This is a genomic window from Lysinibacillus sp. 10T31 (genome assembly GCF_056394365.1).
Window position 1 is genome coordinate 1 of record NZ_JBFTHS010000010.1, and the last position, 11,995, is coordinate 11,995.

Below are 11,995 nucleotides of genomic sequence, written 5' to 3' on the forward strand. Positions count from 1 at the left end.
ATTTAATTTTAATTGTGCCTGTTGTTGTTTCGAAAATAAATTCTTAGTCATACTATTTACCACCGCTCGTTTTTTTCTTCATTATAAACAAAAATACCCTATAAGATGACCTTTTTGAAAGTGTCTATCTTATAGGGTACATTTTAAACTTCTAGTATGCCTTATTACTGTTAGTTTAACAGCGTTATTATACATTCACCAATTTAATTTTATTTGCTACACGATCTGTTAACATTTGTGTTGCTTTTGGTACGATTGGCTTAAAGATTGGATTTAAAACAGGACCAGCTAATCCTCCTGCTGTTACTTCTAAGAAGCCTGTCATTTTTGTATTTTCTGCATCAATACTTTCTGCTAGGAAATAACCGTTTCCTGAAAAGTTATCAGAAAGCCCTTTTAATTCAAATGATACTTTTGTAGGTGCTACCCATTCTAAAATAGTAATCTCTACTTGTACAGTTTTTTTCAGAACACCAACATTGCCTTTAAACGTCCAATTTGAATGTTTTTCATCAATCATTTCATGTGCATTATAACCTGGGACAAGCTTTGCCCATTTTTCCATATCACTAACGAAATCCCATACATTTTCAATTCCTACGGGTACTTCGACCATATGTGTGCCAGTTGCCATATCAATTCACTACTTTCTTTTACGAATAGCTATATTATATACGATTTCGCCCACAATTTGGCTATGCTGAAAGTTATAATTTTAATAAATTTTTTTAAATAGTAAACGATTATTTTCATTCATTAATAATCCAATGCACTTTTTAACGGGCAAAAATAAAAATCATTGCAGACAAAGGCATGTTGCATAAATTTATCAACAAAAAAATAACCTGCCAGAAAATATTTCTAGAATGTTATTTTGAAACAACTTGTTATCTTGCTAATTGCGCAAATACTTTATGGAAAGCATCAACTAATAAATAAACCTTCAAATTGAGATGGCGGTAAGAAGATGCCTTTCAACTCAAATGAAAGAACTTAATCACCTTTCATATTCTGTGGTGTAGTACTGGTTTTGCGCTACATGGATGGCTAACGGGGCAGAATAGTTCAACAAGCATTTGGATTATTTTGGTACAATCTAATTAAATGAGAGTGAGGGGGTTGAATAGATGAACAAAAAATTAGTTGGAATATTTATAGTAGGAATTTTAGGCATTGGGAGTTATTTTCTTTTTGGACAAAGTGGAAGTGATGAAAAGCTCACTTATGAAGGGGAAAATGAAAATTGGAAAGTTGAATATACAGTCAATAATATAGGTAAAGAAGAAGTGCATCGTTCTATTAACTTAAAAAATCAGGATTCAGATTTAAGGAGTATTGGAGAATTTCAATTCGCAGTACAAACTAAAATTGGTAAATGGGGCGAAGGTACAATTGAATTAGATGGAAACGGGCTGTATACAAGCTCTAGTTCTGTAATACGGAAAGAAACTTTAACTGAAAAGGATAAACCAGTCTTCACAATTAGTTGGAATGATAATGAAGAAGAGATTATCTTAGAAAGTAAATAATGAATAGTTATCTTATAAAAATTACCTCAATAATAATTAATATCATATGTAGTAGTTTGCGAAACTTATTAAACTAAAGGAGATTTTATTTAGTAAGAACAGGGCTTGTGCGTATGAAACAACTATACAACTCAAGTCCTATGGTTATGCTTCCACAGTCAACATTGTAGCCCCATACATAACTTGACAGCTCCAATCAGAAACCTGTGTAAATGATTCCTTTTCATGTACCCAAGTCCTTCCCTTATGTCCTCACAAACTCAAAGTTATGCTTCAACAGCCCCACACATGGCTTTGTAGCTCCAATTAGACAACCGTGTAAATGATTCCCCTGCTCTTGATTCAACGTTCATAAGGTGTTAAAAAACTCATAGAACCGTCCTGAGAGCAATCCATGCAACCAAGTAACCGTATTCCTGATTCCTGATTCTCACATCGTCTGAGGGCTGTTCTGAGAAGTTAGACAACAATATAAAACGCACTAACTTAATTGTGATGCGCTTTTCTTAAGCTATAAGGGCTATCCTTCAAGAAGGAGAATGCCATTAGTAAAGTGATAGTTTAGTGGAAATAAATTAATTATCATATAATTTGAAACGATAACCATGAAATTCAGTCTAATTTATTAAAGGGAGTGATGATATTGAAAAAAATCAGCTTAATTTTATCTTTAATATTATTATCTATAGGGTTATTGGGCTGTCAACAAAGTGGTAATGAGGAGAAACTCAACAAAGAGAGTTCAAAATCAACACAGGAAATAACAGATAAACCTACAATCATAGGCGAAATTGTTCAAATAGAAGGCGGAAGATTTTTAGTGGAAAGCAAAACCGAAAAATTACCAGACGGGAGACCAGAGGCGATATGGTTTTCAACGGGTGAAATTGAATCTTTAAAAGTAGGACAAAATGTTTCTGTTTGGACAAATGCACTAGAGGATAGTTATCCTCAAAAAGCAAATGCCGAAAAAATTGAGATAAATGAATAATATTTTAGTAGGGAGAGATTTGTTATTATAAAAAATAATTTGCTATTACTATCCCTGTTGGTTTTATTCTTGGGAGGATGTGCAAACAGTATTTTTGAAAATGATACTACAATTACAAGTATTGAGATTTTGAAATTCTCAAGTGCTTCACCAAGTCCTGAAGAATATAGAGAGCAAGAAGGTGAAGTTATTTCAGTCATTAAATCAAAAGAAGAAATAAAGCGATTTATTAATTCGATTGAAAGAGCAGAACAAGAAAGTACCGAAAGCATGAATATTGCATTGCCTAATCATTTAATTATATTTAAAGAAAACGAAAATGTAATCTCAACACTTGGCTATTACCCCAATATTAGTAATGAGAAGGATGAATTCCTTGATTTAGACAAAGATAAAATTTATATAATCAACGCACTGAATTTGATTCAAAAATGATAAATATTAATACCATCTTGTTCAACTAATAAGGACTTTACTTCAATAAGAATAGGACTTGCGTTTATGATTAATCTTCATATATGTAAGTCCTTTTGTTATGCTTCCTTTAACCACCCTTTTAGCTTCCCCCATCGCTCGAATGATGTTCCATTGAATCGATCAACCAATCTGTCATGGTATTCTTAAAGCGTCATTTGGTTTGTATATGAACCTGTGACAGGACAATATAGAAGCAATAGCGCAAATACTCTAGAACAGTAATCCATTCAATCAAGTATCCTTCTACAAATGGATCAGATTAGTTAAACGGAAATTTGTAACTTTATTCCACTTTTTTCGTCTGATTTATTATGAAGTTTGATTGTACCAATATTATTAAAATCATAGGAGGATATTAGTATTAAAACTTTTTATCATTGTTTAATAATGTGGATACCTTTTGGATTGTTGTTTTCCTTTGCAGCATTTGGATTAGATGTAGTAGAAGGAAATAAAATCATTACGTCAGGATATGCACTTTTTTATTTGTTCATTGCGGCATCTTTTACGTTTATTTTATATCCTATTTCATTTTTACCACTAACATTAGTCGTAAGTAAGTTTGTAAAATCCTTACTATTGAGAGTAGTGATATTTACCTTTTTTAGTGGAGTAATAGGGGCATTTGCTTTTGAAAAAATATATAATTTTCTTTTTATAGAGGAATATAATTTAAGCATTATTACTTCGATTATCATTTTTGGTATTGCAGGTTTACTCTATGCTTTTGTAGAAAATTCCTTCAAGAGAAATATAAAATTTGTTTAAATTAACGGAAGCTTTTATCTCGGATAAGCCAATGATTGGATTTAGCGGAGGTTTAGACTTCATCGTCTCGCCCTGCTGTAACAGTAAATCTTTCTCGTTAGTCATACTATTCACATTACCTAATATTTATAAATGTAGTATACTAGAATGAAACTTCTGATTATTCAGTCATCTAAGCACAGCAATTTAGTTTAAGAAAAATGTTTTAGCTTGTTCAACTATTGAGCAAAATTATGTAGTTTATCTACAAGTATAAAAAGGTGCAAGCTGAATATAGATGGAGGGGAATATGGTGAAAAGACAATGTTCAAACAAAATATTAATTTTATTTGAGTTGATTTTTTATGCAGCATTACCCTATGTTATATGGAATTTTGGTAGAGAGCCTTTAGGTGACTATACAGCAATGCTGATTTCAACCATTCCTGGTATTGTTTATACCATTTATCGTTTTATTTTAGATAAGCAATTTAACATTACTGGCTTATTTATTTTAGGTTCACTAGCACTAGGTACGACGGTAAATTTACTATCAGGTTCAGCAGAGCAAATGATTTGGAATGGTGTATATCTAAGTCTCTTTTATACATTGCTTTATATTGTTACGCTATTGATTAAGCGTCCTCTTTCTTTATATATTGCTGTTGATTTTGTATATTTGCAAGGTTATGCACGAATGGACAGAAGAGCATTATTTTTTCAAAAAGGAATCTTTAAATGGTTTCAATTTATTCAGGTTATTTTCATTATCAGAGGGCTTTTTATGGCAGGATTAACAGTATACCTACTCAATAAATATGGAATTGATGGTTATGGTGGCATGTTGATATATAAGCAAATCGCAGGGTGGGCTTTCTCGATTTTCATTATAGGCATGTTCTTTTATATAAATGTCCCAGTACGAAACTTTTTTGCTATGCAACAAAATCAATTACAAGACAACAATAATCTACCTCTCTAACAATCAAACGCAACTGTTGAATAAAAGCTTCATTTTCCTCTCCTAACAAGGACTAGTTTAATAAGAATAGGCTTGTGCTTATAAAGAAATCTCATACACAAGTCTTTTTTTATGCTTCACCACAGAAGATGAAAATGTACTCAGAACGGGTATTGAATATTACCGCTGGGAGAGGAAGCTATGGTGGCATGTGCCCTTCCGTTAGTCTGACTCCAACGACCACAGTGTATCACTGACTGTCTCCCCCTCGCGGGAAGCGCTCATGGAAGATTCATCCTACTCAGGTTGCTACACCAGCCAATGGATATATAAAACTACAGGACAAGTTGATGTATTAAGACTTAGAATCGTCTATCTGCAATAAAGTCCTCATATGTAAATTTTAAAAGCATACAAAAAACCACCTCCTATCAAATTTTTAGAATTGATAAGAAGTGGCTATTAATTAGTTACTTTGGTTGAGAATTACATATACTCGCTCAATCTGTTATCTTGCTAATTGTGCAAATACTTTATGGAAGGCATCAACTGTTTTTGCGATATGCTCTTCCGTATGTGCAGTAGAAATAAATAAACCTTCAAATTGGGATGGCGGTAAGAAGATACCTTCTTCTGCCATTAGACGGAAGTATTCAGCGAATAATTGTAAATCAGACGTTTTTGCTGATGCAAAATCAATAACATCTTCGTTCGTAAAGAAGAAACCGATCATTGAACCCGCACGATTTACAGTATGCGGAATATTGTATTTCGTTGCTGCTTCACGGAATCCAGCCTCTAATTGATCTCCTAGCTTTTTGAAGTATTCATAAGAGCTATTATCAAGGCGAGATAATGTTTCATAGCCTGCTGTCATTGCCAATGGATTCCCTGACAATGTTCCAGCTTGATAGATTGGACCAGCTGGTGCTACTTGCTCCATAATTTCCTTTTTCCCTGCAAATGCTCCGACAGGAAGTCCACCACCAATTACTTTTCCTAATGTTGTCATATCTGGTGTTACATCAAAATAACCTTGTGCACAACCATAGTCAACACGGAAGCCTGTCATAACTTCATCAAAAATCAACAATGATCCATGTTCCTTTGTTAATTCACGTAAGCCTTGTAGGAAGCCTGGTAGTGGAGGTACAACGCCCATATTTCCTGCGACTGGCTCAACAATTACTGCTGCAAGATCTGAACCAAACTTTTCGAAAACTTGTTTTGCCCCTTCTAAATCATTGTACGCTACTGTTAACGTATTACGTGCAATATCCGCTGGGACACCTGGGCTGTCAGGTAAGCCTAATGTAGCTACCCCTGAGCCTGCTTTAATAAGCAAGGAATCTCCATGACCATGATATGAGCCTTCAAATTTTAAAATTTTATCGCGCCCTGTAACACCACGAGCTACACGTAAAGCAGACATCGTAGCCTCTGTCCCCGAAGACACGAAGCGAATCATTTCCATACCAGGTAGTCGATCTAACACTAATTTGGCTAATCGATTTTCTGTATAGCTTGGTGCTCCAAACGAAGAGCCTTTCGCTGCTGTTTCAGCAATGGCTTGTACAACTTCAGGATGTGAATGACCTAAAATAAGAGGTCCCCATGATAATACATAATCAATATATTCATTGCCATCAATGTCTTTAATAATAGCACCATGACCTGATTCCATGAAAATTGGATCCATATTTACGGATTTGAATGCACGTACTGGGCTACTAACACCACCTGGCATTAAGTTAATTGCTTCAGCATAAGCTTGTTTTGATTTTTCGTAAGAACGCGTCATTTATTTCTCCTCCAACCAACGTACAACATCTTTAGCATGATACGTAATGATTAAATCTGAGCCTGCACGTTTCATGCTAAGTAACGTTTCAAGCACTACTTTTTTCTCTTCAATCCAGCCATTAATAGCCGCTGCTTTAATCATTGCATATTCACCAGAAACGTTGTATGCAACAATCGGTAATGTATAGTTATTTTTTACATCACGAATAATATCTAAATAACTTAGAGCTGGCTTAACGATTAAGAAATCTGCACCTTCTGCAATATCCGACTCTGCTTCACGGAATGCCTCCATACGATTCGATGGATCCATTTGGTATGATTTACGATCACCAAATTGAGGTGCACCATCAGCTGCTTCTCGGAATGGACCATAGTAGCTAGATGCATATTTTACGGCATATGACATAATCGGAACATTTTCAAAGCCTGCTTCATCTAGACCTGCACGAATCGCTGCCACAAAACCATCCATCATATTGGAAGGAGCGATGATATCTGCACCGGCTTTTGCTTGTGATACTGCTGTACGTGCTAAAACATCTAATGAAGGATCATTTAAAATTTGATCGCCTTCAATTACGCCACAATGACCATGATCTGTAAATTCACATAAGCATGTATCTGCAATGATTAAAAGCTCTGGGTAGCGAGCTTTAATAAGTCGTGTTGCTTCTTGCACAATACCATGATCATGAAATGCACCAGTTCCGACTGCATCTTTTTCTACAGGTAAGCCAAATAAAATAACCGCAGGAATACCTAAAGCAACAACTTCATCAATCTCAGCTTCAAGTCTATCTAATGAAAATTGAAAAACTCCCGGCATAGAAGATACTTCATTTTTAATATTTTCGCCTTCAATAACGAAAATTGGATAAATTAAGTCCTCTTTGTGTAAGTATGTTTCTTTTACCATTGATCGTATTGCAGCATTTGCACGCAAACGACGATGTCTTTGAAATTGTAATTTTGTCATTTTCTTTCTCCTACTCTCGTTATTTCCTCGATGACTGCTTGCATTGTATATACGCTCGGCATAACATCCACAATAGCACCGTGATTCAAAATAGCTGCTTCTGTAATATGACCGATTACGGCTACACGTACTGCCTCCCAACCAATTACCGAAGCTACATCCTTGGCGTAGACATCAACAGCGGAAGGGCTAGCAAAAATCACTGTGACATCGCTATTCGCATGGATACATTCAATCATTAGTTGTTTTTGGTCGTGCCGCTCAATCGTTTCATAAACTGTCCATTCCTTCAATTTAAATGGTAGCCCTTCCTTTAATGTCTTTTTCGCTTTTTCTCCACGAATAAATAGACACGTAGGATTGCTACCTGCTACACTAGGAAATTCTTGAACAAATACATCTGCACTAAATATAGAAGGCATAAAGCTCACATGGAATCCTAGCTGTTCTAAAGCTGTAGTAGTTTTAGTTCCAATAGAAGCAATTTTCCCTGGAAAATACGCTGCATTTACATTAAATCGGCGCATCTTACTAGCAAAAGCTTCTACAGCATTTTGACTCGTAAAAATGAGCCATTCAAATTGACGCGCAAACTCTAATTGCACAGCATCGTTTTTATCGATCAGCTCACAAGTTTCTATCAATGGGGCAATTACTGCTTGGCCACCTAATGCTGTAATGTCATCTATTATTGCTGTCGTCTTAGATGTCCCTGTCAAAATAATTGTTTTACCTTCTAAAGGTAAATTACTTTGCATCTTGCTCTGCCTTTACTCGTTGAATTAATTCAAAAGCACCTTGCTTCGTTAAAATCTCAGCAAGCTCTTTCCCAACTGCTTCCGCATCAGAGCCCACAACTGTTTCCTTATAAACAACTGAAGCGTCTGGTGCAGCAACAAGGCCAGTTAATGTAATTTCTTCCCCATTAGACTTTGCGTATCCTGCGATAGGAACTTGACAGCCACCATCCATAGCAGCTAGGAAAGCACGCTCTGCATGTGCTTCTTGCCATGTAATACTATCTGTTAACTTGCCTAATTCCGTTAATAGCTCCGTATCGTCTCCACGGCATTCAATACCCAGAGAGCCCTGAGCTACTGCTGGTAGACACTCTTCTACAGATAAAAACTCAGTCACTACATCATCGCTCCAGCCAAGGCGTTTTAGTCCAGCTGCCGCTAAAATAATAGCATCATATTCATCAGTTTCAAGTTTAGCTAAGCGTGTATCTACATTTCCTCGAATCCATTTAATTTCTATATCTGGACGGACGGTTAAAAGTTGAGCACTGCGACGAAGAGAACTTGTCCCCACAACAGCTCCTGCTGGAAGATCGGCAAATTTCACATGTCCTTTTGAAATAAATGCATCACGCGCATCTTCACGTGGTGGAATACAGCCAATTACTAATCCTTCAGGCAGTACTGCAGGCATATCCTTCATAGAATGAACAGCAAAGTCAATTTCTTTGTCGTAAAGTGCTTGTTCTATTTCTTTTACGAAAAGCCCTTTACCACCTACCTTAGATAGCTGCACATCTAAAATTTGATCACCTTTCGTGACAATTTCTTTTACTTCAAATTCAAATGGTACACCAGCTGCTTTTAACTCATTGATAAACCAATTTGTTTGTGTTAAAGCTAGCTTACTTCTTCTAGAACCTACAATAATTTTTCTCAACAGTCTCCAACCTCTCTTCTAATACCATAAATGGAATCGTGATAAACTACTTCCTAAAAAGAAATTAACGACAACTAATAGATAAGCGTATATATGTACCCACGCATAAGTTGTCCCTGTCAGTTTACCTTTACGATTCACATACAATATAGAGCAATACAAAATTAAAATAATAAAGGACCCAATAATCTTCGCATCAAAAATTGAAAAACTCTCTAGCGTTAGTAGTGCCCATTCAAACCCTAAAACTAAACTTACAAATAGCACTGGAATAGCAATGAAAAATGAAACATTCATCCAGTTACTCGTCTGCTGTAGTGATGGCAACCTTGTCCATATATGTGACCATTTTTTCTTTTTAAGCAAACGATATAATACTACATACAATATCGCAAAAACAAATGTTAACGAAAACACTGCGTACGATAAAATTGCAAATGATATATGAATAAACAGCAATTCCGAAATTAAAGTATCGCTAACTACTCCTGTTGACCGTTTCGGCATAAAAGTAAAGATACTAGCGAATAAAAATCCTAGTATATTAATAATAAACACCGGTAGATCAACCCGTGCAATACAATGCAAAATAATTGATAATGTCACGAGCAACCAGGAATAAAAGAGAATCCCTTCTGACAAGGATAAAATCGGAAACCGCTTCGTTTCCACAAAAGTTAATAGTATAATGGCACTTTGAATCACCCATACGAATGAAACAAGCCAAAAAGCAATTCGCCTTGCTCGTATTTGCTTATAAAAGTAATCAGTAAAGTAAAATACTAGACTGATCCCATACAAGACGATCATTACTTCATAGAGCCTTGTCATTGTCAAATCAGCCAATAGACATCCCTTCTTTATTTTGAAAGTGCTAAAGTAGTGTACTTTAGCCTAGAAAAAAAACGTTTTCGTATCCTTAGTTTACCATACAGATACGAAAACGCCTCATTTAAAAATCAGTAGAAAATCTCGTTCGCGGGAAAAAGCTCGAAGGGCAACTTTTCTAAAGTTGCACCGCGAACACATAGACATCTATCAATTATGCCTTGGCATAATTGCGTCCGGAATCGGCTTTGTGCTTGCACAAAGAACTCCTTCCCAATTCTGTGACATCCGCCGGAGGCTTTAACTTATTTCAGCGGATGTTTGGACACCTGCTGAAAAGTAACTTTAACCTGCATTCATCTCACAACCTATAGAGGTGGGAGACTTCTGTAGCCCACGCTTTGCTTTATCTACAAAAGAGATTTGCTGAAAGAAGTTAGAAAGAATACTTTGGTTCAGTGGAAGATTGTGACGACTGTAAGCGCTCTTTGCGTTCAAGCTCTTGTTCTGTCATCGCAGTAACTTCAGCTTCCACAGCATCCTCAATACCGAAAATTTGTTGGAATAAACGTAACTGTTCATTTGCTTTTGGTGAATTTGCCATTTCCTTAGCTTGTAAAATTGGTTCTTTTAACAATTGATTAATAATAGACTTTGTATGCTTACTTAAAATTTTACGTTCTCGATCCGTTAAATCAGGCATTTTATTTTCGATACTAATCATTGTCTCTTCTTGAATATGATTCGCTTTTTTACGTAAAGCCGAGATGACAGGGACAACGCCAAGAGTCGCAACCCAATCTTTAAATTGCACAACCTCATTGCCAATCATTGAAGAAATATCAGCCGCGGCACGTTCACGTTCAGCTAAGTTTGCTTCGACGATGCCTTGTAAATCATCTATATCATATAAGAAAACATTTGGTAAATCTCCAACACGTGGATCAATATCACGAGGAACCGCAATATCTACCATAAATAATGGTTTACCTTTACGCAAACGTTCAACAAATTGCATCAATTCATAGTCAATAACATAATCTGTTGCACCTGTAGACGTAATTAAAATATCCGCTTCTAATAACGAACATTGTAGTTCCTTCATAGATTTTGCTTCACCGTCAAATTTAGCTGCCAGACTTTCTGCTTTTTCGAACGTACGGTTAATTACGGTTACTTTTCCTACACCGCTACCGTATAGGTTCTCAATAGCAAGTTCCCCCATTTTTCCTGCACCTAAAATTGCTACATGTTTACGTTGTAAAGATCCAAATATTTTCTTCGCTAATTCAACTGCTGCATAAGAGACAGATACCGCGTTCTCACCGATAGCCGTTTCATTATGTGCACGCTTCGCAAATGTCACCGCTTGTTTAAATAGCTGATTGTACACCGTTCCTGTTGTTCCAATCTCTTGTCCATTTAAGAAGCTTTTTCGTACTTGTCCTAAAATTTGAGTTTCGCCAAGTACCATCGAATCAATTCCAGCTGTCACTTTGAATAAATGTTCGATTGCCTCATCTTCTTCACGAATTGTTAAATACGAAGAAAATGACTCCATAGGAAGGTCGAACCAATTTGCTAAAAATTGTTTCACAAAATGACGCCCAGTATGCAATTGATCAACTACAGCATATATTTCTGTACGGTTACATGTCGAAACAATAACGTTTTCTAATATACTTTTTTGCTTTTGCAGCGCTTCCATTGCCTGTGGTAGTTCACTCTCTATGAATGATAACTTTTCACGAATCTCAACTGGCGCCGTTTTATAATTCAAGCCTACTACGATGGTATGCATGAATAACACCTCTCACGTTCTAATTAACAAATCTCATTATAGCACAGTTCGACAAGAGTTCATCAATAATTTGTGAACATGTCATGAAGAACTGAAATTCGTCATCTACATTAGAATTATTATAAACTAAGTGTAACAAATTATACTTCCTGTTTCAAATTTAATGTTTGTACAGAACATTGTCTTAAAAGGACAGAAT

At 35.8% G+C, this 11,995-nt stretch carries 12 protein-coding genes; 5 read left to right on the top strand and 7 right to left on the bottom strand.

What is annotated here, in order from left to right; translation table 11 throughout:
• Positions 1–187: 187 nt before the first annotated feature.
• Positions 188–634, bottom strand: coding sequence for a CoxG family protein (locus AC1DCY_RS07650; protein WP_477348895.1), 447 nt, complete (start codon positions 632–634; stop codon positions 188–190).
• Between the two features lie 493 nt (positions 635–1,127).
• Here AC1DCY_RS07650 and AC1DCY_RS07655 point away from each other — a divergent pair, with 493 nt between their 5' ends.
• The 5 genes from AC1DCY_RS07655 to AC1DCY_RS07675 all read left to right on the top strand — a co-directional run bounded on the left by AC1DCY_RS07655 (position 1,128) and on the right by AC1DCY_RS07675 (position 4,726).
• Positions 1,128–1,529: a hypothetical protein gene (locus tag AC1DCY_RS07655; protein WP_477348897.1), complete on the top strand. Its 402-nt coding sequence runs from the start codon at positions 1,128–1,130 to the stop codon at positions 1,527–1,529.
• Positions 1,530–2,172: 643 nt separating this feature from the next.
• On the top strand, positions 2,173–2,520 hold the full coding sequence (locus AC1DCY_RS07660) for a DUF3221 domain-containing protein (RefSeq protein ID WP_477348899.1): 348 nt from the start codon (positions 2,173–2,175) through the stop codon (positions 2,518–2,520).
• Between the two features lie 69 nt (positions 2,521–2,589).
• Complete coding sequence (locus AC1DCY_RS07665; RefSeq protein ID WP_477348901.1) at positions 2,590–2,955, top strand: hypothetical protein; 366 nt, start codon at positions 2,590–2,592, stop codon at positions 2,953–2,955.
• A gap of 447 nt (positions 2,956–3,402) precedes the next feature.
• Positions 3,403–3,765 (top strand): hypothetical protein, encoded by a 363-nt coding sequence (locus AC1DCY_RS07670; RefSeq protein WP_477348903.1) that lies wholly within the window; start codon positions 3,403–3,405, stop codon positions 3,763–3,765.
• 289 nt (positions 3,766–4,054) lie between these two features.
• The gene (locus AC1DCY_RS07675) at positions 4,055–4,726 is read left to right on the top strand and encodes a VC0807 family protein (protein WP_477348904.1); all 672 of its coding nucleotides are present in this window, start codon (positions 4,055–4,057) and stop codon (positions 4,724–4,726) included.
• A gap of 487 nt (positions 4,727–5,213) precedes the next feature.
• Here AC1DCY_RS07675 and hemL read toward each other — a convergent pair whose 3' ends face one another.
• From hemL to hemA, 6 genes are all read right to left on the bottom strand, one after another.
• Positions 5,214–6,506, bottom strand: a complete 1,293-nt coding sequence (gene hemL, locus AC1DCY_RS07680; RefSeq protein WP_477348906.1) for a glutamate-1-semialdehyde 2,1-aminomutase — start codon at positions 6,504–6,506, stop codon at positions 5,214–5,216.
• Positions 6,507–7,487 (bottom strand): porphobilinogen synthase, encoded by a 981-nt coding sequence (gene hemB / locus AC1DCY_RS07685; protein ID WP_477348908.1) that lies wholly within the window; start codon positions 7,485–7,487, stop codon positions 6,507–6,509.
• Complete coding sequence (locus AC1DCY_RS07690) at positions 7,484–8,245, bottom strand: uroporphyrinogen-III synthase (RefSeq protein ID WP_477348910.1); 762 nt, start codon at positions 8,243–8,245, stop codon at positions 7,484–7,486. The genes hemB and AC1DCY_RS07690 overlap by 4 nt, the downstream gene beginning before the upstream one ends.
• Positions 8,235–9,167 (bottom strand): hydroxymethylbilane synthase, encoded by a 933-nt coding sequence (gene hemC / locus AC1DCY_RS07695; protein ID WP_477348911.1) that lies wholly within the window; start codon positions 9,165–9,167, stop codon positions 8,235–8,237. Before hemC ends, AC1DCY_RS07690 begins: the two co-directional genes overlap by 11 nt.
• Before the next feature lie 18 nt (positions 9,168–9,185).
• Entirely contained in the window at positions 9,186–10,013 is an 828-nt protein-coding gene (gene ccsA / locus AC1DCY_RS07700) for a cytochrome c biogenesis protein CcsA (RefSeq protein WP_477348913.1), read from the bottom strand.
• Positions 10,014–10,431: 418 nt separating this feature from the next.
• Positions 10,432–11,796 carry a glutamyl-tRNA reductase gene (hemA, locus tag AC1DCY_RS07705; protein WP_477348915.1) on the bottom strand — a complete coding sequence of 455 codons (1,365 nt, stop codon included), beginning with the start codon at positions 11,794–11,796 and terminating at the stop codon, positions 10,432–10,434.
• Between the last annotated feature and the right edge of the window lie 199 nt (positions 11,797–11,995).

Coding starts and splice junctions, on each gene's coding strand:
- AC1DCY_RS07650 (WP_477348895.1), bottom strand. CDS start 634: ATGGCAACTGGCACACATATGGTCGAAGTACCCGTAGGAATTGAAAAT.
- AC1DCY_RS07655 (WP_477348897.1), top strand. CDS start 1,128: ATGAACAAAAAATTAGTTGGAATATTTATAGTAGGAATTTTAGGCATT.
- AC1DCY_RS07675 (WP_477348904.1), top strand. CDS start 4,055: ATGGTGAAAAGACAATGTTCAAACAAAATATTAATTTTATTTGAGTTG.
- hemL (WP_477348906.1), bottom strand. CDS start 6,506: ATGACGCGTTCTTACGAAAAATCAAAACAAGCTTATGCTGAAGCAATT.
- hemB (WP_477348908.1), bottom strand. CDS start 7,487: ATGACAAAATTACAATTTCAAAGACATCGTCGTTTGCGTGCAAATGCT.
- AC1DCY_RS07690 (WP_477348910.1), bottom strand. CDS start 8,245: ATGCAAAGTAATTTACCTTTAGAAGGTAAAACAATTATTTTGACAGGG.
- hemA (WP_477348915.1), bottom strand. CDS start 11,796: ATGCATACCATCGTAGTAGGCTTGAATTATAAAACGGCGCCAGTTGAG.